General features: G+C 46.3%; 24 protein-coding genes. 8 read left to right on the top strand and 16 right to left on the bottom strand.

Features of this window, described 5'->3' with window-relative positions:
- Positions 1-45 precede the first annotated feature (45 nt).
- Both NSU18_RS02650 and NSU18_RS02655 read left to right on the top strand, forming a co-directional pair.
- Positions 46-1,788 (top strand): ABC transporter ATP-binding protein, encoded by a 1,743-nt coding sequence (locus tag NSU18_RS02650; RefSeq protein WP_341148126.1) that lies wholly within the window; start codon positions 46-48, stop codon positions 1,786-1,788.
- The gene (locus tag NSU18_RS02655) at positions 1,775-3,592 is read left to right on the top strand and encodes an ABC transporter ATP-binding protein (protein ID WP_341148127.1); all 1,818 of its coding nucleotides are present in this window, start codon (positions 1,775-1,777) and stop codon (positions 3,590-3,592) included. Before NSU18_RS02650 ends, NSU18_RS02655 begins: the two co-directional genes overlap by 14 nt.
- Positions 3,593-3,597: 5 nt before the next feature.
- Here NSU18_RS02655 and NSU18_RS02660 read toward each other — a convergent pair whose 3' ends face one another.
- Entirely contained in the window at positions 3,598-4,638 is a 1,041-nt protein-coding gene (locus NSU18_RS02660) for a YeiH family protein (RefSeq protein ID WP_341150971.1), read from the bottom strand.
- A gap of 128 nt (positions 4,639-4,766) precedes the next feature.
- Between NSU18_RS02660 and NSU18_RS02665 the strand changes: the two genes are divergently transcribed.
- Positions 4,767-5,660: a LysR family transcriptional regulator gene (locus NSU18_RS02665; protein WP_341150972.1), complete on the top strand. Its 894-nt coding sequence runs from the start codon at positions 4,767-4,769 to the stop codon at positions 5,658-5,660.
- A gap of 19 nt (positions 5,661-5,679) precedes the next feature.
- Here NSU18_RS02665 and NSU18_RS02670 read toward each other — a convergent pair whose 3' ends face one another.
- The 5 genes from NSU18_RS02670 to NSU18_RS02690 all read right to left on the bottom strand — a co-directional run bounded on the left by NSU18_RS02670 (position 5,680) and on the right by NSU18_RS02690 (position 9,503).
- Positions 5,680-6,255 (bottom strand): dihydrofolate reductase family protein, encoded by a 576-nt coding sequence (locus NSU18_RS02670; protein ID WP_341148128.1) that lies wholly within the window; start codon positions 6,253-6,255, stop codon positions 5,680-5,682.
- Between the two features lie 595 nt (positions 6,256-6,850).
- Positions 6,851-7,282, bottom strand: coding sequence for a protein-tyrosine phosphatase family protein (locus NSU18_RS02675; RefSeq protein ID WP_341148129.1), 432 nt, complete (start codon positions 7,280-7,282; stop codon positions 6,851-6,853).
- 47 nt (positions 7,283-7,329) lie between these two features.
- Positions 7,330-7,749, bottom strand: a complete 420-nt coding sequence (arsC, locus tag NSU18_RS02680; RefSeq protein WP_341148130.1) for an arsenate reductase (thioredoxin) — start codon at positions 7,747-7,749, stop codon at positions 7,330-7,332.
- Between the two features lie 21 nt (positions 7,750-7,770).
- Positions 7,771-9,060 (bottom strand): arsenic transporter, encoded by a 1,290-nt coding sequence (locus tag NSU18_RS02685; RefSeq protein WP_341148131.1) that lies wholly within the window; start codon positions 9,058-9,060, stop codon positions 7,771-7,773.
- A gap of 116 nt (positions 9,061-9,176) precedes the next feature.
- Positions 9,177-9,503, bottom strand: coding sequence for an ArsR/SmtB family transcription factor (locus NSU18_RS02690; RefSeq protein WP_341148132.1), 327 nt, complete (start codon positions 9,501-9,503; stop codon positions 9,177-9,179).
- A 133-nt stretch (positions 9,504-9,636) separates the two neighbouring features.
- On the opposite strand from NSU18_RS02690, the gene NSU18_RS02695 reads away from it, so the two are divergent.
- The 3 genes from NSU18_RS02695 to NSU18_RS02705 are packed head-to-tail and all read left to right on the top strand — an operon-like array spanning position 9,637 to position 11,465.
- Complete coding sequence (locus tag NSU18_RS02695; protein ID WP_341148133.1) at positions 9,637-10,086, top strand: MarR family winged helix-turn-helix transcriptional regulator; 450 nt, start codon at positions 9,637-9,639, stop codon at positions 10,084-10,086.
- A 56-nt stretch (positions 10,087-10,142) separates the two neighbouring features.
- A complete protein-coding gene (locus NSU18_RS02700) occupies positions 10,143-10,949 on the top strand; it encodes an arsenite methyltransferase (RefSeq protein WP_341148134.1) in 807 nt (268 codons plus the stop codon).
- A 21-nt stretch (positions 10,950-10,970) separates the two neighbouring features.
- On the top strand, positions 10,971-11,465 hold the full coding sequence (locus NSU18_RS02705; RefSeq protein ID WP_341150973.1) for an arsinothricin resistance N-acetyltransferase ArsN1 family A: 495 nt from the start codon (positions 10,971-10,973) through the stop codon (positions 11,463-11,465).
- Between the two features lie 485 nt (positions 11,466-11,950).
- Here NSU18_RS02705 and NSU18_RS02710 read toward each other — a convergent pair whose 3' ends face one another.
- Together NSU18_RS02710 and NSU18_RS02715 are read right to left on the bottom strand one after the other, a co-directional pair.
- On the bottom strand, positions 11,951-12,523 hold the full coding sequence (locus NSU18_RS02710; protein WP_341148135.1) for a flavin reductase family protein: 573 nt from the start codon (positions 12,521-12,523) through the stop codon (positions 11,951-11,953).
- 19 nt (positions 12,524-12,542) lie between these two features.
- Entirely contained in the window at positions 12,543-13,124 is a 582-nt protein-coding gene (locus NSU18_RS02715) for a flavin reductase family protein (RefSeq protein ID WP_341022141.1), read from the bottom strand.
- Between the two features lie 105 nt (positions 13,125-13,229).
- On the opposite strand from NSU18_RS02715, the gene NSU18_RS02720 reads away from it, so the two are divergent.
- On the top strand, positions 13,230-13,586 hold the full coding sequence (locus NSU18_RS02720; RefSeq protein ID WP_341022139.1) for a winged helix-turn-helix transcriptional regulator: 357 nt from the start codon (positions 13,230-13,232) through the stop codon (positions 13,584-13,586).
- A gap of 51 nt (positions 13,587-13,637) precedes the next feature.
- On the opposite strand, the gene NSU18_RS02725 is transcribed toward NSU18_RS02720, so the two are convergent.
- Positions 13,638-15,500, bottom strand: a complete 1,863-nt coding sequence (locus tag NSU18_RS02725) for a beta-glucoside-specific PTS transporter subunit IIABC (protein WP_341148136.1) — start codon at positions 15,498-15,500, stop codon at positions 13,638-13,640.
- Between the two features lie 218 nt (positions 15,501-15,718).
- Between NSU18_RS02725 and NSU18_RS02730 the strand changes: the two genes are divergently transcribed.
- Positions 15,719-16,462, top strand: coding sequence for a MurR/RpiR family transcriptional regulator (locus NSU18_RS02730; RefSeq protein ID WP_341022136.1), 744 nt, complete (start codon positions 15,719-15,721; stop codon positions 16,460-16,462).
- A gap of 95 nt (positions 16,463-16,557) precedes the next feature.
- On the opposite strand, the gene NSU18_RS02735 is transcribed toward NSU18_RS02730, so the two are convergent.
- From NSU18_RS02735 to NSU18_RS02765, 7 genes are all read right to left on the bottom strand, one after another.
- On the bottom strand, positions 16,558-17,982 hold the full coding sequence (locus tag NSU18_RS02735) for a glycoside hydrolase family 1 protein (protein ID WP_341022135.1): 1,425 nt from the start codon (positions 17,980-17,982) through the stop codon (positions 16,558-16,560).
- 225 nt (positions 17,983-18,207) lie between these two features.
- Positions 18,208-18,939: an MBL fold metallo-hydrolase gene (locus tag NSU18_RS02740; protein ID WP_341022133.1), complete on the bottom strand. Its 732-nt coding sequence runs from the start codon at positions 18,937-18,939 to the stop codon at positions 18,208-18,210.
- Between the two features lie 88 nt (positions 18,940-19,027).
- Positions 19,028-20,080 (bottom strand): hypothetical protein, encoded by a 1,053-nt coding sequence (locus tag NSU18_RS02745; protein WP_341022132.1) that lies wholly within the window; start codon positions 20,078-20,080, stop codon positions 19,028-19,030.
- Positions 20,081-20,103: 23 nt separating this feature from the next.
- On the bottom strand, positions 20,104-21,372 hold the full coding sequence (locus NSU18_RS02750) for a hypothetical protein (RefSeq protein WP_341148137.1): 1,269 nt from the start codon (positions 21,370-21,372) through the stop codon (positions 20,104-20,106).
- Between the two features lie 2 nt (positions 21,373-21,374).
- The gene (locus NSU18_RS02755) at positions 21,375-22,661 is read right to left on the bottom strand and encodes an ATP-grasp domain-containing protein (protein WP_341148138.1); all 1,287 of its coding nucleotides are present in this window, start codon (positions 22,659-22,661) and stop codon (positions 21,375-21,377) included.
- Positions 22,658-23,527: a sugar phosphate isomerase/epimerase family protein gene (locus NSU18_RS02760; protein ID WP_341150974.1), complete on the bottom strand. Its 870-nt coding sequence runs from the start codon at positions 23,525-23,527 to the stop codon at positions 22,658-22,660. The genes NSU18_RS02755 and NSU18_RS02760 overlap by 4 nt, the downstream gene beginning before the upstream one ends.
- Positions 23,517-24,509 (bottom strand): hypothetical protein, encoded by a 993-nt coding sequence (locus NSU18_RS02765; RefSeq protein WP_341148139.1) that lies wholly within the window; start codon positions 24,507-24,509, stop codon positions 23,517-23,519. The genes NSU18_RS02760 and NSU18_RS02765 overlap by 11 nt, the downstream gene beginning before the upstream one ends.

Raw genomic sequence — 24,509 nt, forward strand, 5'->3', positions numbered from 1 at the left:
TCTTACGGTTAATCAACTTGTTCATTACAAAGAAGGAGAATGCTTATGATCAGGAAGTTACTGCAAAGTGTACGGGAGTATAAGAAGGATACATGGCTGACTCCTATATTTTTGCTTGGAGAGGTGGCCATGGAGGTGCTGATTCCCTTGCTCATGGCTGAATTAATTGACCAGGGCATTACGGGGGGACAGATGAACCAGATCGTGAAGTATGGACTGATTCTGATCCTGTTCGCTCTGGTCTCCCTGGTATTCGGCGCACTTGCCGGTAAACACTCGGCCACCGCGATGTCCGGCTTCGGGCGAAACTTACGTGAAGACCTGTTCCGTCATGTGCAGCGGCTGTCTTTTTCCAATATGGATAAATTCTCGACCTCAGGGATCGTCACCCGGCTGACCACGGATATCACGCATGTACAGAATGCCTTTCTGATGATTATCCGGATTGCGTTCCGCAGCCCGGTGATGATTATATTTGCCACGATTATGACCTACCGGATTAGTCCAACTATCGCTACCTGGTTTGTCGCCGTTGTTCCGGTGCTTGCGGCAGGGATGATGCTGATTCTGAAATTTGCCTTCCCGGTCTTTGAACGGGCCTTCGACAGTTACGATGCGCTGAATAAGGTCGTACAGGAGAATGTCCGCGGTATCCGGGTGGTCAAATCCTATGTGCGGGAGGAGCATGAGATCTCCAAGTTCCAGAGCGTATCGCTGAGGATCTTCGCACAGATGGCCAAAGCGGAACGCATCCTGGCCTTTGAGCTGCCGCTTATGCAGGTGATTCTATATGGTGTAATGCTGATTATCTCCTGGGTGGGAGCCAAGCTGGTGGTAGGCGGCAATATGACAACCGGAGAACTGACCAGTGTGTTCGCCTACTCTATGCAAATTCTGATGAGCCTGATGACGCTGGGGATTGTGGTCGTGATGGTGGCGATTGCCCGCGCTTCTGCCGGACGTATCCATGATCTGCTGGATGAACAGCCGAATATCACAAGTCCAGCCTCCCCGGTAACTGAACTGCATACAGGAGAGGTAGAGTTCTGCAATGTATCCTTCCGTTACTCCAGTAAGGCCAAGAAGGATGCATTATCCGGGATCAACCTTCACATCCGCTCGGGACAGACAATTGGTATGATCGGCGGGTCGGGCAGTGCCAAGTCCACATTGGTGCAGCTCATTCCGCGTCTCTATGAAGTTACTGAGGGTGAAGTGCTCGTTAGCGGAACTAATGTGAAGGACTATGATCTGCAGGTGCTGCGGAGCCAGGTCGCTATGGTGCTCCAGAAAAATGTACTGTTCAGCGGCACCATCAAGGATAATCTGCGCTGGGGGAACGAAGCGGCTACCGACGAAGAGCTGATCGAAGCCTGCAAGGCCGCGCAGGCCCATGAGTTCATCACGGCCTTCTCTGACGGATATGATACCCGGCTGGATCAAGGGGGGACGAATGTGTCCGGCGGACAGAAGCAGCGGTTATGTATTGCCAGGGCCTTGCTCAAGAAGCCCAAAATCCTGATTCTGGACGATTCGACCAGTGCGGTGGATACACGCACCGATGCATTAATACGGACCGTATTCAAGGAGAGTATTCCGGATACGACCAAGATCATTATTGCCCAGCGGATCGCGTCTGTGGAAGATGCAGATCAGATTATTGTGCTGGATGACGGGGAGCTGTCGGATATCGGGACGCATCAGGAGCTTTTGAGCCGGAGTACGATCTATCAGGAAGCTTACAACACACAGACGAAGGGAGAGGAAGCACAGCATGAACAACATTAATTACGGCAGAACGATTAAGCGGCTCCTGGCCTACTTCAAGCTCTTCAAGTTCAGAACCTCACTGGCCCTCCTGCTGGTGCTGGTAAGTTCTGCGGTATCTGTAGCTTCCGCTACGTTCCTGAGACTGCTCATCGATGACTTCATCACGCCCCTGCTGGGCGATCAGCATCCGGTATTTGACGCCTTGTTCCAGGCACTGGCCATTCTTGCTGTCATTTACGCCGCCGGTGTCCTCAGCACATTCATCTCCAAGCGGCTGATGATTACAGTCTCACAGCTCATTATGAAAAGAATCCGTGACCATCTGTTCGCTCATATGCAGAAGCTGCCGATTAAGTATTTCGACCGTAAGGAGCACGGTGACATTATGAGTCACTACACGAATGACGTAGATACACTGAATATGATGCTCACAGACGGATTGCCGCAATTGTTGTCGACGGTTGTGACGGTTATAGTGGTACTGGGTACGATGCTGTACCTGGATGTGCCGCTTACGATTGTAGTGGTATTAGGCGCATTAGTGATGCTATGGATTACCAAGAAGGTTGGGGGGAAGGCGACACACCACTTTTTCGAGCAGCAGGAATCGATCGGCGCACTGGACGGATATATCGAAGAAATGATTCATGGGCAAAAGGTTGTGCAGGTGTTCGGCCGTGAAGAGCGATCCATCGAACAGTTCGCACAGCTCAATCGTCAGTTGTTCGATAATTCCACGACAGCCAACAAATATTCCAATATTCTGATGCCGGTGAATGCCAATCTGGCTACCTTAATCTACGTGCTGGTGGCAATAGCGGGTGGGGCCATGTCGATCTCCGACTGGAATGAAGGCTTAACGCTGGGAAGTATTGCGGCATTCCTGAGTCTCTCCCGTAACTTCACGATGCCGATTGCTGAAATCTCCTCCCAGATCAATATGTTTGTGGTGGCGCTTGCGGGCGCACAGCGGATCTTCAACCTGATGGATGAACAGCCGGAAGAGGACGAGGGAGGCGTGACCCTGGAGCAAGACCCGCAGGGCTCTGGATGGGCATGGCGGCTGGAGGATGGTTCTACCGTAAGGCTTGCCGGGAAGGTCGAGTTCAAGGATGTGTGCTTCACATATGACGGGAAGAAGCAGGTGCTGCAGGAGATTACTTTGTATGCGAAGCCTGGGCAAAAGCTTGCTTTTGTAGGCGCTACAGGTGCCGGAAAAACGACTGTGGCCAACCTGCTGAACCGCTTCTACGATATCACACAAGGCGAGATCATCTATGACGGCATCAACATACAGCGTATCCGCAAAGCGGACCTGCGCCGGTCGCTTGGTATTGTTCTGCAAGACACGCATCTGTTCTCCGGTACGGTGGCCGATAATATCCGCTATGGAAGGCTGGAAGCCACTGACGAGGAGGTTATGCAGGCCGCCAAGCTGTCTTATGCCGCAAGCTTCATCGAACGCTTGCCGGACGGATACCAGACTCTGCTGGACGGGAACGGGAATGGGCTGTCACAGGGCCAAAGCCAGCTGCTGGCGATTGCCAGGTCAGCCATTGCCAATCCGCCGGTGATGATTCTCGATGAAGCAACCTCATCCATCGATACCCGGACGGAAGCACTGGTGCAGAAGGGGATGGATAATCTAATGGATCATAGAACTGTGTTCGTCATTGCCCACCGCCTGTCCACGGTACGGAATTCCGATGCCATCATGGTGCTGGACAAGGGCCGGATCAAGGAGCGCGGGGATCACGGGGAGCTGATCTTACGGAAAGGTATTTATTATCAGCTGTATACGGGAGCGTTTGAATGGGAATGAGTACGTCAACCCAAGTTCAAAACCTTCACCAGCAGGAAGCCTAACCCGGAGAGCAGAACCGATCCGATCAAGCCGGCTCCGAAGGCCCCCAGGCCCATGCGTCTAAAAGCAGCCAAATCTACGTTCAGACCCAGGCCCGCCATAGCCATTGCAATGAGGAAGTACGCAGCAAATATAAGTTTATCCGTGATTGCTTCAGGGATGATCTGCAGAGTATTGACGGTGCTCATCAGCAGGAACCCCAGGATGAACCACGGAACCGGTACAGACCTCCAATTGGAGGGCCCGGCCTCCGGGTTCGCCTGCCGCTCCTTGCGGTTGGCCCAGACTCCGATGATTACAGCGACCGGCACCAGCATAGTGACACGCGTTAATTTGACGATGACAGCCAGATCAACTGCCGACTTGCCTGCTGGCGCGGTTGCTGCAATGACATGAGCGATTTCATGAAGCGTGGCTCCTGAGAAGATGCCGTAGCCCAGTAGAGTCACGTTAAAGAAAGGGTAGAGTAAGGTATACGCCAGTGTGAAAAGGGTGCCCAAGATCGCTACGGTTGCCGCACTGATCGCCGTTTCCTCGTCACTGGCTTTGAGCTGAGGAGCGATGGCTACAACCGCCGCTGCTCCACAGATCGCGGTGCCGCAGGCCGTCAGCAGCCCCAGTCTGGATTCTACCTTGAACAGCTTCGCAAGAGTAAGCACGATACAGATCGTAAACCCTATACAAACCAAGGCGATTAGCACCACCTTGGGACCAGCCTGAAGGATATCCTTCAGGCTAAGTCTCATGCCGAGCAGAATGATTCCATACCGCAGGAGCTTTTTGGAGGTAAAAGCAATTCCGGGTGTTAGATAACCTGGAACGCCTAGTGTGGCTCTCCAGATCATTCCGAGCAGGATCGCTATTACTAATTGTCCCATAATACATAAGAAGGGGAAGGTCGATACGTATTTGGCGAGCAGGGCCAGTGTTAGAGGCAAGGCGATACCGAGTGCAAAGCCAAGTTTTTTCTTGTCCTCCATGTGTACAATCAATTGGGGATGCATCGAAGTCACGTCCAATAGGTTGAATTTAGTTCCTTTAAACACTATATTTAGTTATGATTAATTAGTGAAATACCGATTTTAAATGTATATCATAACGAATACTTATCTTAAGAAAGGGTGAGCGATTCATCATGCTGGAATCCCTGGTGGTGTATGTAACGGTAGTGGAGCAGCGGAACTTCTCCAGGGCGGCAGAGCTTCTGCATCTGTCACAGCCTGGAGTCAGTCTGCAGATCCGTAATCTGGAGAAGGAGCTGGGCGTAAAGCTCATGAACCGTTCGCCCAAATGGGTGAAGCTGACGGAAGCGGGGGAGCTGTTCTATAGACGGGCGAAGGAAATGCTGAATCTCTATGAGTCGGTGAAGCTCGATCTGGCCCGGCTGCATGATACCGTCAGCGGAAGCTTACATATCGGGGCAAGCTTTACGATTGGCGAATATGTGTTGCCCCGGCTGTTCTCCTCCTTCGCCAAGCAATATCCCGATGTAGACATGGGGATGACGATTGCCAATTCCACGGAGATTGTTGCAGCTTTACGGGAGAATAAGATTGAAGTAGGGCTGATCGAAGGAAGCATCGAGGCGGCAGATTTGCAGATTGTTCATTTTATGAAAGACGAACTGATTATTGTTGCTGCTGAGAATCACCCACTCTCTAGAACGGGCGCGGTGGAGATTAGCGTACTCCAGGATCAGATATGGGTGCTGCGTGAGAGCGGTTCGGGGACGCGTTCGTTCAGCAATCATTTTTTGGCACAGGCTGGTTTAAGAATGAAGCGCTCGTATGAGATCAACAGCAGTCAGGGCGTGAAGGAGGCCATAGCTGCCGGACTGGGGGTTTCTATTCTCTCGAAGTGGGTGGTCCGCAGGGAGATCGAGACCGGTAAGCTCATAGAAATTCCTGTACAGGGCCTGAGCCTTGAAAGAGACTTCTCGATTGTACGGCTGACCGGTCATGTTCCCAGCCGGGCGAACGAGGTGTTCGTGGAGAGATTGGTGAAGCTGGATCGTGCATTTGCCTGAATTGGAATAAGTGACTAGGTCATTTGACGGTCTGGTATACGAGGCCTATCGCTCCAGAATCAAATGTTTTATTTTCAATAAGCTTCAGATTAATCTTCTCCTGGACACCTTGGAATAACGGCAAACCGCTGCCGATTACGACAGGGGAGACCGTAATTTTATATTCATCGATTAAGCCGAGCTGCATAAGCGTGTGTGCGAACCGGGGACTGCCGAGAATGACGATATCCTGGCCTGGCTGCTCTTTGAGACGCTGGATCTCTTCCTCGACGTTCTCTTTGACCAGTCTGGAATTATTCCATTCAACGTTCTCCAGGGTTGTGGAAAATACCACTTTGGCTGTCTTCTCAATCCATTCCGCATGATCCAACTCGTGCTGTGAAGCGGAGGGATCTGCCGGGACGGAAGGCCAATAACTGTGCATCATTTGATAAGTACCACGGCCCCAAATGACCGTGTCCGCAGTACTCAGAATTTCCCTCGCGTGTCTCTCCAGATCAGCATCATAGGCAACCCAGCTAATATCCATTGGGCCGTTCGGGCCTTCTACAAAACCGTCAAGCGAAGCGTGCAGAAATAGAACGAGTTTTCTCATATTCGTTGATCCTCCGATATTTAATGTGGTTATTAGGCTTAGTATAACTCATTATGTTTTGAATATTAAAGATTTAAGGATTGAACAGGAAAGAGGCAACGTGGCTTGAAAAATTGCTGAAGATAAGATTTTAGGCTGAACTTGGTCAGGAATGTAACAATATTTGGTATTATCATAATGGATTATAAGCTGATGTAAGCTGAACTTGATCTTGCGGTGTCATAATACTGGCTGTCGAGAAAGTTGATGCGTTGTTAGGATGGAAGCAATAAATCAACTTAGTATGTAAACCGTCAAAATTCCTGTCAGACGATGATTAGTATTACATATGTACAAAATACGGGTTTTGTGAAGAAGTATTCATTTAAAAGTGAACTGCGACTCACTCGTATCGTTAAATTATGTCTATTGATACTATATTCTTGGTCATCTTTTTCTAAAAGTTCATTAGAATTAAAATGACTTAAGCAAACCACACTTAATTATGGTTGACATAAGTCATCTACGAACTGTTAAACTGTTAATTTGTTTTTGAACTTCTAAGTATTTGTTGAAACTCTTCGTTTAGAAATTAGTCTTTTTAATTTATACGTATTTACTTAGATGGATAAAAGCCCTTCAGCATCTCACGCATATCCGGCTTAATGTTGATATCCGGACGTTTTTCCTTGGCCAAGGCTTCAGCCTCTTCTACAGTTGCAGCAAGACCTAATTCAAGCAATAAGCCCGTAGCAACCGTACCTGTGCGATTTCGTCCGCCAGCGCAATGGAAATAGACTGTCTTCCCGTTATTCACTGCTGCTGTTACCGCTTGGATCGCTGCTTGTACTGAACCTTCTTGGCCGCTCTCATCCTCTACAATCGGAAAATGATGACGGGTTACTTGCTCAGGGAAATCTTCTGCTTTGGTGCCAGTATCTCTTAAATCAAACACATCTGAAATCTCTTGCTCATGGAGGGCATCAAGCAGTGCATTCTCCCCGCCAATATATACTTTACCTTCAATCAGTTCATGATAATTTACCATTATAGTTCTCTCCTGTCTCATTAGCAGCAGTTACTCCACCATCGTGACTATTCACCCGTTTCAGCAAATTGTTTGATTCGCTCGCCCACTTGATCACGAACCCGCTGGAAGACCGCCCACTTCTCTTCATCTGTTCCTTGAGCTTTCGCCGGATCATCGAATCCCCAATGCTCACGTTTCACCTGAGGTGGGGTAATGGGGCATTTATCTGCTGCATCTCCACATAATGTAATAACGAGATCAGAGCTATTCAGCAGCTGCGGATCAATAATATCTGATGTTTGACCTGAGATATCTATACCTACTTCACTCATCGCCTGAACGGCTCTCGGATTCAAACCATGAGCCTCAATGCCGGCACTGTAAACATTCCAGTCATTGCTCAAATATTTCTTGGCCCATCCTTCCGCCATCTGGCTCCGGCAGGAGTTTCCTGTACATAAAAAGTAAATGGTTTTCTTATCCATAAGTCTTAATCTCCTTTGAGTTTAAAATAAGGTCAATGTTATATATAGACCAAGCAGTGTGATGAACAACGTAGGGATCGTCAAAATAATGCCTGTTTTGAAGTACGTGCCCCAGGATATCTTCACCCCTTTGGTGGAAAGCACATGCAGCCACAGTAAGGTAGCCAGCGAACCAATTGGTGTTATCTTTGGCCCTAAATCAGAACCAATAACATTTGCATAGATCAAGGCTTCCTTAATCAGTCCGGAAGTGTTCGTGGCATCAATGGCCAGCGCATCAATCATTACGGTTGGCATATTATTCATTATCGAGGAGATCACCGCGGCAATAAAACCCATCCCCATCGTTGCTGCGAACAACCCTTGATCCGCAAAGGCCTGGATAACATCAGCTAATACATTCGTAAGCCCCGCATTTCTTAGACCGTATACGACAACATACATGCCGATGGAAAAGAACACAATGGCCCAAGGTGCCCCCTTCACCACTTCTATTGTGGGGACAACAGGACTTTTCCTTGCCATGAGCAAGAAAAAGATCGCGATGATACCCGCCACTACGGATACCGGAATGTTCAGGAATTCACTGACAAAGTATCCCGCAAGCAGAAGCGCAAGTACGAACCAGGATAACTTAAACATCTGCTTGTCTTTAACAGCCACTTCAGGAATCTTTAGCTGGGAGCTATCAAAGTTTCTTGGAATGCTTTTACGAAAAAAGAGATAGAGCACAAAGATGCTTGCCCCTAAAGAAAATAAGGTTGGCATTAACATCCGTCCGGCGTATTCCATAAAGGTTAGCCCGAAAAAGTCGGCCGATACGATATTCACCAAATTGCTTACAACCAGGGGCAAAGACGTAGTATCTGCTATAAACCCACTGGCAATGATGAATGGAAAAACCTTTTTCTCATCAAAATTTAGCGCACGGACCATAGCCAGCACAATCGGTGTTAGAATGAGTGCTGCTCCATCATTAGCAAAAAATGCAGCTACTACAGCACCGAGAATGATGACATAGATAAACATTCGGGTTCCATTCCCGCTAGCAGCTTTAGCCATATGTAAAGCAGCCCATTCGAAGAATCCAATTTTATCGAGGATTAGGGAGATCAAAATGATTGCTACAAAGGCCAATGTGGCATTCCACACAATCAGCGTAACATCCAGAACATCCTTCAAGCTGACGACGCCGACAAGTAAGGCGAGTAACGCTCCGCCGCAGGCAGACCATCCAATGGACAACTTTTTAGGCTGCCAAATGACAAAAATCAATGTGACTATAAATATCAGACTTGCCAGAGCTACCAATGGTATTCCCCCATTGTATGTCTAACTCCACGCATCAGATCACTCCCTTCAAAGAGTTAAGTTTAATGTCACGAATCATTATATAATTATATGCTTATATATTCAACGGAAAAGTGTTACTCGCAGCATGCAGTTTTAGAAGGTTTATTTAAATGCAAGAGAATGTCACTCGCATCCGGAGTGAGATTTAGGATCGCCTTAACATGGGGGTTATCTTCAATGTTTAAAGAATAGTACACCCACTGCCCCCTTTTCTGTTCCTTTACCAGTCCGCTGCTTTTTAATTTACGTAGATGCTGACTAACGGCTGGTTGAGAAATGTCAAAGAGATCCACGAATTCACATACACACCATTCTCGCTCTTTTAGAAGTGTAAGGATCGTGAGACGTGTCTTATCTCCAAGGAGCTTTAAATCTTCTGCAAGATCATTAAGTGTATCCAATTTTAAATCTCCCCTCTCCGTATATAAGACGATACTTATATTCTAAGACCTTTAAGATGAATTATCAACTTTGCAAAGTAATATTTGCAATATGCAATTAATTGCGCTATAACTACATCAAGAGGTGAGAACAATGGAGACTCCAAGGGAACTATTTCAGATCATGACCCGGCGTTTAGGATTGCTCAATAAGGACTGTTGTAGCGTAGGAGGATGTACTCTTTCTGCAACCCAAAGCCAACTGTTATATGAGATCGATCGGAGTCCTGAGCCTTCCATGCAGCAAGTCGCCGAAACCCTTGGCACGGATATCACTACCTTTAGCAGACAAGTCCAGTCTTTGGTGAAAATGAACCTGGTTAGAAAGACACCAAACCCCACAGATCGGAGAATTTTTACCCTGTCGCTTACACCTGAAGGAAAAATGGTAGCTACAACTATTGAGCACCAAATGAATCAGTACCTGAACGATGCCTTTTCGCATATGAGTGAGTTTGAAGTAGAAACATTATTACGGTCCATTAAGCTTTTCAACGAATCTATGGGAAAGCTCAGCAATTGCTGTGCACCCGTTAAAGGGTAATTTCTCTTCTATTTTACTTGTATGTTGCAAATTATTTTAGCTAAGGAGTGTATATCATGACCAAGCTTACGGATGATCAGATCCGCCAAAATGTACGGGGGCGCTATCAAAAGATTGCTGTAAGAAACGTTGCGACTTCCCCTTCCAGCCGAACTTCTGCTGACAGCAGTTGCTGTGAATCCCCATCTGATTTCAGTGCCATATCTGCTAAGTTGGGTTACTCCAGTGAGGACATCGCTGCAGCTCCTGAAGGCGCAAATTTAGGTCTTGGTTGCGGTAATCCACAGGCTATTGCTGAACTGCAGGCGGGTGAACATGTTTTGGACCTAGGGAGTGGCGGCGGATTTGATTGTTTCCTGGCTTCCCGGCAGGTAGGTAATGAAGGCCATGTTATAGGTGTGGATATGACACCTGAGATGATCAGTCGAGCAAGATATAATGCCCTTAAAGGTAAGTTCAGTAACACCGAATTCAGATTGGGAGAAATAGAGCATCTTCCCGTTGCTGATCATTCGATCAACGTCATTATCTCCAACTGCGTGATTAATCTCTCCCCAGACAAACAGCAAGTATTCCGTGAGGCTTATCGTGTTCTTCAGCCAGCCGGTCGTCTTGCCATATCAGATATCGTAACTACAGCTGAGCTTCCTCCTGAGATCAAAAATGACCTGGATGAATACTATTCCGGTTGTATCTCAGGCGCCTCTTCCATTGCCGATTTAGAGGTAATGCTCCATGAATCCGGCTTTACTGATATCAGCATTGAGCCAAAGGACGAATCTAAAATATTCATCCAAGATTGGGTTCCAGGTGCAAATGTTGACCAATACATCGTCTCTGCTGTAATTAAAGCGAGAAAGTAATCTTAAGGGGATGTTCATGTGATTAGTACATTAACTGTTCGTCAGGCCACACCTGAGGATATTCAAAGCATTCTTCGTATCTACAATCAGGGGATCGAGGACCGGATCGCTACACTTGAAACAGTGACGAAAGACTCCTCATATATGGAATCATGGTTCAATGATCACCAAGGCCGCTTTAGCGTTTTGGTTGCTGAACGCGAAGGTGAAGTCGTGGGCTGGGCCTCACTGAACCCATATTCCCACCGTTGCGCGTATAACGGCGTCGCTGACCTTTCTGTATATATTGATCGAAGCTTTCGTGGGCAAGGTGTAGGCAGCTCCCTCCTGGAGTCCTTACACAAGGTAGCAAAGGAAAATAGCTTTTATAAAATGGTTCTCTTTACCTTTCCGTTTAATGAGAGTGGTCAAGGATTGTATCGGAAGATGGGCTACCGGCAGGTTGGTGTATTTGAGAAGCAAGGATTGATGGACGGAGCGTTTATTGATGTAATGATTATGGAGAAGCTACTATAAAAATGAAGTAAAAAAGAGAAGTTCCACCCGCAAACGGAGGAACTTCTCCTTTTAATCTATTCCTACAATCTCACTTCTTCTCTTCATAAATAACAAATCTCTCCAGACTCCGTTCATTTTCCCGACTTTTTTTCTAAGTCCTATTTCACGGAATCCATGTTTAGCATGTAGTGATACGCTCATCATTATGACTGGAAAACCATTGCTCCTTGTAAGGGGCATTGGTCTCAAACGTTGCATTCCCTGTCTGAATGCCTTCCTCATAAATGGATTTAATCGCATCCCAATCTCGTTCGTTTGCTTTTCGAGTCAAAAGCATATGAACACCTAATGGTTCTAATCTAGGTATCGCTGATATCTCATATGTCTACTCGTGAAGAACCCTATACACTACTGAGGCAGCAACTGCACCAAGGATAGTTTTAGATATTTATCAAATCGGCTATAGGACCAAGTTCTTGTCCTTCGACAGGAACAAGAACATTTTAATCTGTACCAGGTCCGTGATCAAACTTAGTCCCTTTTCCAATAGCATAGAATTGGCCGCCAGCTACATAGTGTATTGTTCGCAATTCATCAGGAGCATCATCAAAAATCCAATGTCCGTTCTTGAATACTCGATCATCACTCCAAGCACCGACAATTTCACCCATGAAAAGATCATGTTCTTGTTCATTTTCAGGATTTGGGAGAACCTTGCATACTAGCCAGCCAGCGCATCCTTCAACTAGTGGTAAATCAAACTCTTCTTGGTAAAATATTGGAATATTATCAAGTTTATTGTCTACCTCTTTAGTGCTGTGCTCTCCCACATACAAGACAGTTTCCATTTGTTGAACAGTTGGAATATGTACTACATAATATCCACTCTTCTCAACGAGTTCACGTGTGAAAGCTTGTTTGCCGATAAATGCCATTACTTTGTTATTCCCCACCAGACCGACCCATGCGGCTGCCATTACATTGGCTATCCCATCATGTTTAGCAGAAATCATGGTTGTTGGTCCTACTTGCAATAAACGGTATGCTTTCTTTAAATCAACAGGCTTAATTGCCATTATCGTTCACCTTTTCATTTTAATTATTAAGAGTCATAAATGCTCTTCCTTCATTCCACGCCTCTCCCACTTTATCTCCTAAAGTGAAATAGCTGTTGCTGAATGAATCAAAAAACAACATCCCTGTCTTCGTAGCATCAATTTTGCCCTTTTCATTCAAGACTGATTCATCTACTGCTATATTGACCATCTTCCCGACTATCGCATGGATATGATTACCTCTTACAATCTCAGCGAGTTCGCATTCGATTACCAAAGTACTCTCCTCAATGATCGGTGCATTAACGTATTTGCTTTTAGTGGCCTTCAGGCCTGCTTTTGCGAATTTATCTGAATCTCTATACCCCGACACTGAGCCCAAAAAGTCTGCTTCCTTCATTAGACTTTGAGTGGCCAGTGCAACCGAAAAGGCCCCCATTTTTTCGATATTCTCGTGCGTCTTTTTATTTGTACCCACACCTAAATTGATATATCCTCCGTGATTCATCGTGCACCAGTGCAAATTCATCACATTGACAGTTCCGTTCTCATCGTAAGTAGATACCATCAAAAGTGGCATGGGATAGCCGTAACCAAAAGCACGTGGACTGAAATCCTTCATAATTAAAAATACCTCCCTTCAGTTATGATATATAGTATAATTGAAACATCGAAATAGACTAGTATGCACTTTTTAGTAAGATACTATCAAAAAGGAGAGTATTGCATGATTCAATGTAAAACAAGAAATGAAAAAGAAAACAGCCATCAATCATTTGTGTATACCTTATCGCTAATTAGCGGTAAATGGAAATTACATATCTTATTCCTACTTTTGAAGGAAGAGGTTATGCGTTATGGCGAGTTGAAAAAAGCGCTTCAAGGAATTACTCACAAAATGCTTAGCAATCAATTAAAAGAGCTAGAGGCTGATTCGCTCATTACACGCCATGAATACGCACAAGTACCTCCTAAAGTAGAGTACTACCTCTCAGAGCGTGGTAAGTCCCTCATCCCTGCTCTGCAAGAGCTGTGCAAATGGGGAGTAGATCATATAGATGATGAGCTACTAAGTCACGAGTGATCGACAAAAGCGGCAGCGTTCCAGATTTGGAATCACTGCCGCTATAGAAAATTAGGCTTTGACTGTGTACATCAATTCTTGTGCATTGATTGTGGTACGACCAGCCGATTGGATATCCGTATATTGATACATATTCGTAACAATGACTGGTGTAATCATGTTGTAACCCGCTTTCTCGATCTCTATACGGTCAAATTCCATCAATAAATCACCTACAGATACTTTAGCCCCAGCCTGTACCTTTGGCGAGAAGAATTGGCCTTTCAGCCTCACGGTATCAATCCCGATGTGAATCAGCATCTCCGCGCCAAGATCACTCACAAGACCAATGGCATGTCCACTCTTGGACACAGATATTACTGTTCCGTTAACTGGAGAAACCGCACGTCCTTCAGTAGGCTGAATAGCAAATCCTTTACCCATCATCTCTTCAGAAAAAGCAGGATCTGGTACCAGGCTAAGCGGCTTAATTTCCCCATTCATCGGGCTGAATATGGGTTGATCCTGTAATGTAATATCTTCTGTTCCTTCAGATGTTGTCGGGGAACTTGCTGACGGTGCAGCCGCCTCTTCCTGGAAGCCCAGTATATAGGTAATGACGGCAGCTACAACGAATGCAATTACAGCAGCAATCAGTGCATAGAGCAGGTTACTAATAGTTGGACCGACATATGCGGCAGCTCCCGGAAGACCTACAGTGCCGATGAAATAGGCTTTAACCGAAAAGGTTCCCATAAAGGCCCCGGCTACGGCTCCCCCTATGAGCGCTGCAATAAATGGTTTTTTGAATTTCATGTTAATTCCGTACATTGCAGGCTCCGTAATTCCCATAAGAGCAGTAAGTCCTGTAGAATAAGAAAGCGATTGGGTCTGGGGATTGTTGGACTTGAAGCCCACACCAAATGCAGCACCGCCCTGCGCCATATTCGCTGCGAACATTAACGGTATGATGAAATCATAACCAAGTGCTGCAATCGAACCCACTGCAAGCGGCAACAGCGCATAATGCATGCCAGTAATAATCAGCACGGACATCGTGCCCCCGATCAAAATACTCGCAAAAATGGATGCGTTATCAAATAACCAGCTGATTCCCCCGGATAAACCGTTTCCAATAATTCCGCCAAGTGGCCCGATGGCTATCAATGTTAGCGGTACCATGATAAGTAAGGTAACGGTTGGTACAACAATCAGCTTCAGTGAAGCATGAGTGATGCGGTCAATAGCTCTTTCTACGTAAGAAGCAATCCAGATGGCAATGACTATAGGAATAACGGATGAGGCATAGGATGTAGCAATAACCTTAATGCCTGCAAACGATGTATCACCCGCTTGAAGCAAGGCAGTAATGTTGGGATGCATTAGGCCGGCCGCCAGTGCAGCTCCCACATAAACATTCCCCCCCATTTTCTTCGCAGCACTAACGGCCAAAATAATAGGCAGAAAGTAGAACGCGCCATCGCCGACAGCGGTCAAAATGATGTAGGTTGAACTTGTATTCGTCATCCAGCCCATAGCCACCAGAATGGACACGATCCCTTTGATCATTCCTGCGCCAGCAATGGCCGGCAGAATTGGCGTGAACATACCGGCAATGAAATCAAATAACGCGCTGATCGGATTTCTTTGCTTCTTTCCTTGTGTTGAAGCGCTGTCTTTTTTATTGGTCTTGCTCATGTTGTTCACTAGTGCTTGATACACATCGGATACTTCATTGCCGATGATCACCTGGAACTGTCCGCCGTTTTCCGTTACACCCATAACGCCAGGCGTGTTTTTTAACGCTGTTTTGTCTGCTTGATTGTTATCGTTTAGATTAAATCTCAACCGAGTCATACAGTGAGTAACTTGATCAATATTTTCTTCGCCACCAACCAGCTTGAGAATATCCTTGGACAATTGTTGTTTATCCATAGTACTTGAGCCCCTTTATTTTTTTATTAGTAATATGTTATAAATTCATGATACTCAGATCAGAGCAGCAAATATATAGATTTTCGTGTTTTGTTTGGAGTGACACATATTGACTTTTGTAACAAAAAAGTAACGTGTTGTTTTTTCGAAAAAGGTGATGTATACTGCCTAAGCAGATTACCTATTCTTATTATTATGGTCTAAGGGAGTGTATATCCATGTTCACCAGTGAGCAAATCTCGTCCTATAATGAATTGGAGCTATCCTTGTTTAACTATATTACTCAAAACATGGAAAAGGTGGCGTACATGCGTATTAGAGAGCTGGCCGATGAAACTCATGTCTCTACAGCCACCATTCTGAGATTCTGCAGAAAGAATCAATGTGAGGGATTTTCAGAATTTAAAGTAAAACTGAAGATGCTTGTTTTCCAAAGGGATAAACTAACCAAGCAGGAATTGAAAAGTCCACATCATGCGGTCTATGAGTTTTTTGAACGTTCTCAAGCTCCTGAATTGGAGGAGAAAATTCGAATGGCAGCAAAGTTAATTGCTGAAGCCAATAGCGTCATTTTTATTGGTATTGGCAGCTCAGGAATCATGGGCGAGTATGGAGCCAGATTTTTTTCGAATTTAGGGATCTACTCCGTGTACATAAAAGATCCTCATTATCCTGTTCATACTCGAGTGCAAAAAAACAGTGTTACGATTGCATTATCGACGCGAGGTGACAATCCGTATGTTCTTCCTTATCTCCAGCGGATCAAGCAGGAGAAGAATAAAATTATTGCGATAACGAACAATCGCCAATCCACCATGGCTAAAATTTCAGATGTAAGTATCCCTTATTATGTTAAGGAAGAGTATTACGAAACAACTAACATCACCACTCAGGTTCCTGTTGCTTTCCTGTTAGAATGGCTGGGGCGAGAGGTTTTCAAAGAAATGGAGAATTTAGAATGAGAGGGTGTTCAGATATCAAATTGTAAAATAACAAAGAACCGCCTGTTCGCGGCCTTTTGTTATTTTTTTCTGTTTTCCAATGTTAGTGCCTATCGCTATTCTCGAAACAAACTGCTCCCGTTGGTCTGAATGACATTCTTATACCAGTGGAAGGACTTCTTACGATAGCGTTCCAATGTTCCTGAACCATCATCATGACGATCCACGTAGATGAATCCGTACCGTTTTTTCATTTCCGCAGTTGTTGCACTAACCAAGTCAATACAACCCCATGTTGCATAGCCCATTAATTCAACACCATCTTGGATGGCTTCAGCGACTTGAAGCAAGTGCTCCTTCAAATAATTGATGCGATAGTCATCAATAACTGTTTTGTGGCCATGCTCATCCGTGATCAGTTCGTCTACGGCCCCTAATCCATTTTCAACGATAAACAATGGTTTCTGATAACGGTCATACATCGCATTCATGATGTACCTCAGGCCTTGAGGGTCGATCTGCCAACCCCAATCACTCGCGCTCAAGAGAGGATTCGGAACACCACCAATTAGGTTTCCTTCTCCTTTAATTTGCTTGGCAGGATCAGCAGTTTCACAACAGCTTTGATAATAGCTGAAGGATATAAAGTCTACGGTGTTTTTCAGAATCTCCTCGTCGCCAGGTTCAAAATGAATCGTAATCCCGTTATCTTTCAAATAACGTTTCATGTAGCCCGGGTAGTAACCACGCACATGGACATCTGTGAAACCTGTATTCTTATGATCAGCTTCCATCACTCTGATCATATCATTAGGATCAGGAGTCAACGGGTAAATCGGCATAGCAATGACCATACAGCCAATTTTGAACTCAGGGTTAATTTCATGCCCTATTTTAACCGCCAGCGCACTTCCAACAAACTCGTGGTGAACCGCTTGGTACAGATCCTGTTGGCTAAGTTGATCCACCGGTGTGTTAATCCCGCCGCCCACAAACGGATGTTCCAGAATCGAATTAATCTCGTTAAATGTGAGCCAATACTTCACTTTGTCTTTATATCTGTTGAAAATGGCCCGCACATAACGTTCATAGAAACCGATCATCTTGCGATTCGCCCAGCCATCATATTCTCTAACGAGATGTAGGGGAGTCTCATAGTGAGAGATCGTAACTAGAGGTTCAATCCCGTATTTCCGGCACTCGTCAAACAGGTTGTCGTAAAATTGAAGGCCTTTTTCGTTAGGCTCAAGTTCATCTCCTTTGGGGAAGATTCTGGACCAGGCGATAGACGTGCGGAAAACTTTGAAGCCCATTTCGGCAAGGAGCTTAATGTCCTCCTTGTAGCGATGGTAGAAGTCAATCCCGATTAACTTCATATTCTCCTCTGTTGGTTCTGCTGTTGGAGGTGTCTGAATGCCGTGCGGCATGATATCCGAAATGGAGAGTCCTTTCCCGTCCTCTAGATATGCACCCTCAATTTGGTTCGCAGAGACGGAACCGCCCCATAAAAAACCCTTAGGAAATTGAAATGTTTGATTCATTTGGTATGTCCACCTTTCTTATAACGATTTACTTGATCACAATCTATGTTACAGAGATTATTTCATGAAATACATGTTATTTCGTATTTAGTTCAAGGTATCACAGATTCACATTTGTAACATAAAAGTAACGCAGTGTTTCAAGAGTTTCCTATAGGCTGGCAAAACAAAAAAGCCGCCAAAACGACGACTTCATTATCATAGGTTATTTCATTATTTTTCGGGTCAGATAGAGGTTGTTGTATTTATTATTTGTTGAAGAGTTTCCTTGATTCCATGTGTAACTTCGTTACCATGATAAGTGATCACTTTTCTAATATCCAGCTCTAAGAGTTTGGCAATCGACTTCAACGCAGTAGGATGATCCAACGTGTATTCATCGTCAAAGGACAGAAGGTTTCCATCTTTTGAATTTAATGCATCGCCAGCAATTAACGTTTGGCTTGGAATATGATATAGCGACATGTGATCTGGCGTGTGTCCAGGTGTAAAGACGACTTGAATACCACCGGCCAGGGGCAGAATGTCTTTATCCTTCAGTGCCTGATGAACGTGCACAGGCGGTGCGAAGGTTTTACTTTTAAGCAGCGGAATGGCTCCCGTCAAATAAGGTACAGCCTCCTTATGTGCAAGCACCGTTACCTCGTTCCCCCTTGCCTGAATTAGTTCCGGCAGACTGCCAATGTGATCGCCATCTTGATGCGTGATGATGATATGCGTCAGCTTATCTAGACCAAATCCTTCTGCTTCAAGTAACGTGCGGATCTGATCCAATTGCCCAGGAATCCCGGTATCGACAAGCACAAGATTCTGTTCATCCCATAACAATGTTGGATATACATCAAATGGTCCGCCATAGTATTCCATTTGAAGCTCTATCGCTTTAATTCCGATATTCATTTGAGAAACAGACATCTTTTTATCTTCCTTTCCTCTTTGCAAAATTGGAAAAACCATTAAAATATACTTAGCTCGCTCGTTGATCACCCCATCATTTAGCAAGAATGTTATATTACTTAAAAGTAAGTATGAGGTCAACACTTTTCTAAGAGTTACTAGCCTCAGTTGCCATTTTCATCGTCTGGACCATGTTATATTCTTTCTTCACAATCTCTTCGAGTTTTACGATAGCTTGATTTTGAACATGATTAGATACGATCATTCTAATCACTGTGGTTCTATAAATTTCCCATAAATGACTTAGCTCCAAGCTTTGTTCTGCTAACTTCTTATAGAGATTTGGATGGGACGACTGATCTTCTAGTAACTTAAAAAGCCTGTTGTTCTTCTTATGATTCTGTGCAAAAGAACTGCTTCTCAAGGCAAATATGCTAGTATCGTTCAGATTACCTACAACTTCTTCGAATTCCTCTACATAATCGGTCAACGTTTTTAGTCCCAGCTGATAACTAAGATCATATTGCTCAAGATAAACGACTTTATCATCCAATAGATTGCTGCTGAGTTCTGAGATAAACGAGTCCTGTACTGAAAATTCATCGTTAAAATTTCTTATTGATTCTTCATGCACAGAAACCATTATGAATCTAACTTTTTGGCCGCTTTTCATTAGATATTGGGTAGATTCCTTAATGACTTCAAGTGGAGTTTGATAATCGTGCATTCGTCCTGGAGATAAGCAATCTTCAATGACGGTGTATGCCTCCCTACTCGCACATGTTCCATGAATAAAGGTCGGATGGATAAAATGTGTTTTTCCAGCTTCTCTTCCACTGGAATAAAAAAAGCGGTCCACATCGAGAAAGACATATTTCTGCTTGTCTAAAGCGCCTTGAATCATCTTATCCAGGAAAGGTATATCAGATGGCTCAAGAAGCTGATCCTCAAAGCGAAGATAATGATAGACCTGTTCCGTGTCATATTGAACCTTCGGCAGCATTAATCCTTGATGAAGCATGCTTTCTAAGCTGCCTTCGAGGAATTTCTGGTTGATGATTTTTTTCCAGTATTGCGTTTTAAAAGTCAGAGGCAGCTTCTCGAACGATGAATGATGACTAATGAGAATCGACATCAAGTTATTATTGACACAATCAAGCCATATGTCATTATAAGGCACAATCCGATGGGTAGGTGTCACATGGTCAACTCCCTATGATGAACTTACTTATTTGATAGCCAGCTCACATCATTTAACGTACCGTCAGGACGAAGAATAACTTCCTTTGGAAGAGCATGAGACAGAAAATGAACATTGCCGCAGGTCAAGCCATATGCCCCCACATGGGGAAACGCGATCCAATCCCCCGGCTCTAGAGGGGGAAGCATGACGCTGCCTTGCAGCACGTCTGTGGGAGTACACAATTTACCGCAAACATTGTAGGAGATTCGGCCTTCTCCTTCGCCGGATTCGTATAGCTTACGCTCCCCCGCCTTCCAAAGCTGAAGCGGCAGAGGCTGCTTGAAGCTTCGTCCCATCAGGCTGGAAAAAGCCCGATGGTGGGTTCCCCCATCGACAATGGCGAAGGCTTTGCCTTTGGAGAGCTTGGTGTACAGCACTCTGACCGCATAAATCCCCATCGTTGCGGCAATTCGCCGCCCTGATTCTACGAATACCATCTCCAACTCCAGATCCCGGTTGCGCTCTAGCTCCTCGGCAAGATACGCCCCGAAAGCTTCCACAGGAAACGGCTCATCGCCTTCAAACATGGGAACGCCGAAACCGCCGCCTAGCCCTAAACATCGAAGCTGCAGGCCGAATTGGCTTCGCACCTGCCGAGTGAGAGCGAACATCATCGGAACGCTCTCCCGATAAAAGTCGAGGTGGAAATTTTGCGTGCCTTGGTACGTATGCAGCCCGATCAGCTCTACCCCTGCAAGATTAATGGCGGTTTGCACCGCTTCATGAATTTCACTGTCGTCGATGCCAAACTGGGAGGCAAGTCCGACCGATGACATACGTGAGCCTTTGGCTCCAGTAGACAAATTGACCCTTAACATAACGGGAGCGGACATACCCAGCGCAACCGCTTCATCGTGAATAACGAATAGCTCCGGGATGGACTCCGCATTAATTGCGTAGATCCCATGGCGAAGCACATGATGAATCTCGTCCGCGCTTTTGCCCGGTCCTGTAAACACGATGCTGTGCGGATGTACCCCGCTGGAGCGGGCAATTTCATATTCCCCAACCGATGCGACTTCGATCGGCGAACCCCAGCCGTTTATAAGGCGGCATACCTCCGGATTGGGGTTGACTTTCATGGAATAATATAGCGTAACATCCTTGGGTAAAGCATCCCGCAGCGAAAAATAATCGGAGGCCAGCTTTCCCTCGTCATAGACATAAACGGGTGATCCAAACAACTTGGCTGCTTCCAGCCAAAAGGGTTGGCCTACCTCCTGCTGATTAGACAGTTGTTGTGAAACCATAGTCATACGACAGCTCCCCTCCATTGCATGATTGCTTCCTCCAGCCCTTGACGGGCAAGCTTCTCAGCTTCATCGTCCACCCCCCAGGTCAGAGTCGAGACCCTGCAAGGCCGGATACGGTCTGCCGAATCCCCATCCTGGTGGAAACCATACACGAATGCCCCGCCTTGTTCGGCAGAGATCCTTAGTGATGTCAGCTTTTCGGCAAAATCTGAAAATTGGGCTCCAGGGTGGAGCTTGAAATCATAGGATTGAGTCTCAATTATAGGAAACCCGCGTTCGAGCAAGTGCTTGCGAAGCTTTAGCAAATACGTGACCATGGTAAGACGGGCATTGATCTCAATCACCGGTATTAAAGTTCCGTCTTCATCCAGTATGGAGTCTACCCCGATGAAACCCTTGTAGCCCCGGGAATGTAAAGCTTTACCCAGCAGTTGCAGCCGTTCGGTATAAGCTACGGTCAAGGATTCGGGCAGGTCCGGGTGCAGACGGCTCCCCCTGTACACTCCTGCATCCGTAATCCTCTGCTCGGTCATCGCCAGGATCTTGCAATCTGTCACCCCCAGCCAGAGTTGTGCCGTCAGATGGCGCTCGACCTGATGCCAGCGCTCCACCGTCACAACCGGTTGCCCGCCTCCCCGAGAGATCTGCCTCGCTAAATATCCAAGCAGCGTCTCCAAATCCGCGCCTCGATGGATATGGAACAGCGCTTTACCGGAAGAACCGTAAGCGGTTTTTACAACCAGCCGGGCGCCAGGATGCCGTCCCTCCAACTCGGCGCAAGCACGGCGGATCGCGTCAAGCCCCTCGCATATCTTGCCGTCGCTGACTGGAAAGCCGATTTCTTCGCATAATTTACGCGTTGCGATCTTGCTGTTCAGTTCCACGGACAATCGGGCGGGCGGGCCGGTCCATCTCCCGCCGTTTTCCTTGAGAAACTGCTCCTCCTGCTCGTCTATCAAGTAAGGAACAGCAATCCGGTTGCGAAACTCACCCGTATATTCAGACCGTGCCCCAATCGCGATGGAGGGGAGGGCTATCTTCTCTTCTTCCAAATAAGATAGGAATTCAGGGTCCGGAGCCTCTTTCAGGAGAACAAGATCTTCTTCGTCAGCCAAATAAATTTGGTAGAGGTCCATTTGCGATACGAGCCGATCTCCGGACGCATTGTTAATATAAGGTAAGCGAATTTCTTGAGCGGCTTTGCCTTGCTCCCAATTAATATTTGAGTACCAGAGCTTCGCTGCGCGCGTTCCGGTCAGATGCTCCATATAAGGTGCGTTATTCATTTATCCCTCACCTCCACTTTCTCCAGCTTGTGACCATACTCCAGCCCTTTAAGCCAGCCTAGCTCCGACTTTAAGATTTGAAATGGGTTCGCTCCGAACCATTCCAGAGATACCGGGGCTCGGGTAGGGTCCAAGATAAGGCGCTTCATGATGGCTTGGCAGTCCATTTCTCCATCGGCCAAGGGTACGATACCTCTGCGGCTGCCGCTCGGAGAATAAATATTGTCAGGAGAGAATACTTCGAGACATTGCCGGGATTCCACATTCTTCAGATGGATATTGACCATCCATGGCTTCAAGCGTTCGTAGGCGGCAAGGGGATCAGCACCCGATTCCCAAAGGTGCAGAAAGTCCAAATTCAGTTTCAAGGCAGGATGGTCGGTTTGCCTGAGCAATTGAAGTGTGGAATCTAAGCCGTCGGCAGCGGTTCCCGGATGAGTCTCAACCACGGTATAGACCCCTTCCCTCTCTGCAACAGCGCAAAGGATATGTAGACGCTTGGTGCAACGCTCCCAGTCCTTCTCATCAAGAGATGGACTGCTCAGGTTTCCAGCGAAAATCCTCAGCTTATCTGTGTGGAAAGCCTTGGCAGCTTGTACGGTTTCCTGCCATTCCTGAAGCAGAACGTCCATTGGGATATTCTCCATGAGAGGGATATAATCGCTCAGCATGTTGATTTCGAGCCCGTAGCTGAACATCTCGTCCAGCATACCTCCCAGCTCCTTTCCCCGTTGGCGAAGCAAAGCCTTGGCATGCACGCCCCACAGTTCTATACCGTTGAAGCCCGTATCAAGAGCATAACGGAACAGCTCCCGGAAGGATACCAGCTCGTGTCGAAAAGAAATCGTGCATAGATTATACCGCAGTCAGATCACCGCCTATTCCATTCATCCAGGCCAGGAATTGAAGCTCCTCATCCCGAATTTCCTGCAGCCTGGCAAGAGCTGAGCGCAGCAGCGCTTCGTCCCCGATGTTCTTGCGGTATTTCACCAGCAAGAAATTCAGTGTCGTCCATAACTTCACGATCCCGCTGATCCGGTTCGTTCCTTCCAGCACCTGCCCCTTGTCCATCATGCCCAGCTTGACAAAGCTATTCCATATAGAAGACCGGAGCTTGGTTATGGTAGCAATGGCGATCGAGTTCTGGCTCAACCAGTTCGAGGTTTGTTCCGGGCTTAAAGCTAAAGATTCCTGCAAATCCCGGGCAAAGCTGTCCAATGCGGCGGTACCCGAGCTGTACTGAGAACGGACATACATTTCGTAGTTTCGCTTGGCTGCATAGGCGAAGATCTCACGCTTGCCGGGAGACTCGAATCCCTTCCCTTCTTGATCCGGCTGAAGCTCGTAGAAAATGAGTTCCTCCTCTTCCTGCTCCGCCGATGCCCGCAGCAGCTCTTCTCCGGTCAGGAATCCGTTGAAATCGACAATGGGATCGAATACTCTGAAGGCGTTACGCGCTTCATCGAAGCTATCTGCGAGGACATAATGATCGAATCCACTCTCCGCCATGCTCAGCATATTAGAAGGGAAAAAAGTCAGATCGGATGGGCGGCATTTCACTACCGCACGGTTCCCTGACTGAACAAACTGCTTGAGCGACTCAGGTCCAGCTCCCTTGCAAACCAGATGGATGCCGTACAGAAAAGGCAAGCTTGTGTTCAATCGCACATGCTGGCTCGCCGTAATAATGCGCGAAACATAATTGACATTCCAGTAATTCAGCAGAAACAGATCAGGGTTGGCCCCGGACCGGTATAAGTGGGTCAAGATACAGGAAGCTGCACATTCCATCGCCGCCAGCTTTATCATTTCCGGCTTGGCATCCGGTGTATCTGTATGAGACGTCAT

Source organism: Paenibacillus sp. FSL H8-0048 (assembly GCF_038002825.1).
Lineage (GTDB): Bacteria > Bacillota > Bacilli > Paenibacillales > Paenibacillaceae > Paenibacillus_AQ.

Coding starts and splice junctions, on each gene's coding strand:
- NSU18_RS02700 (WP_341148134.1), top strand. CDS start 10,143: ATGACCAAGCTTACGGATGATCAGATCCGCCAAAATGTACGGGGGCGC.
- NSU18_RS02725 (WP_341148136.1), bottom strand. CDS start 15,500: ATGGATAAACAACAATTGTCCAAGGATATTCTCAAGCTGGTTGGTGGC.
- NSU18_RS02655 (WP_341148127.1), top strand. CDS start 1,775: ATGAACAACATTAATTACGGCAGAACGATTAAGCGGCTCCTGGCCTAC.
- NSU18_RS02750 (WP_341148137.1), bottom strand. CDS start 21,372: ATGGTTTCACAACAACTGTCTAATCAGCAGGAGGTAGGCCAACCCTTT.
- NSU18_RS02660 (WP_341150971.1), bottom strand. CDS start 4,638: ATGCATCCCCAATTGATTGTACACATGGAGGACAAGAAAAAACTTGGC.
- NSU18_RS02670 (WP_341148128.1), bottom strand. CDS start 6,255: ATGAGAAAACTCGTTCTATTTCTGCACGCTTCGCTTGACGGTTTTGTA.
- NSU18_RS02735 (WP_341022135.1), bottom strand. CDS start 17,982: ATGAATCAAACATTTCAATTTCCTAAGGGTTTTTTATGGGGCGGTTCC.
- NSU18_RS02765 (WP_341148139.1), bottom strand. CDS start 24,509: ATGACGTCTCATACAGATACACCGGATGCCAAGCCGGAAATGATAAAG.
- NSU18_RS02650 (WP_341148126.1), top strand. CDS start 46: ATGATCAGGAAGTTACTGCAAAGTGTACGGGAGTATAAGAAGGATACA.
- NSU18_RS02715 (WP_341022141.1), bottom strand. CDS start 13,124: ATGAAGGATTTCAGTCCACGTGCTTTTGGTTACGGCTATCCCATGCCA.
- NSU18_RS02675 (WP_341148129.1), bottom strand. CDS start 7,282: ATGGTAAATTATCATGAACTGATTGAAGGTAAAGTATATATTGGCGGG.
- NSU18_RS02740 (WP_341022133.1), bottom strand. CDS start 18,939: ATGGTTTTTCCAATTTTGCAAAGAGGAAAGGAAGATAAAAAGATGTCT.
- NSU18_RS02695 (WP_341148133.1), top strand. CDS start 9,637: ATGGAGACTCCAAGGGAACTATTTCAGATCATGACCCGGCGTTTAGGA.
- NSU18_RS02710 (WP_341148135.1), bottom strand. CDS start 12,523: ATGGCAATTAAGCCTGTTGATTTAAAGAAAGCATACCGTTTATTGCAA.
- NSU18_RS02730 (WP_341022136.1), top strand. CDS start 15,719: ATGTTCACCAGTGAGCAAATCTCGTCCTATAATGAATTGGAGCTATCC.
- NSU18_RS02755 (WP_341148138.1), bottom strand. CDS start 22,661: ATGAATAACGCACCTTATATGGAGCATCTGACCGGAACGCGCGCAGCG.
- arsC (WP_341148130.1), bottom strand. CDS start 7,749: ATGGATAAGAAAACCATTTACTTTTTATGTACAGGAAACTCCTGCCGG.
- NSU18_RS02720 (WP_341022139.1), top strand. CDS start 13,230: ATGATTCAATGTAAAACAAGAAATGAAAAAGAAAACAGCCATCAATCA.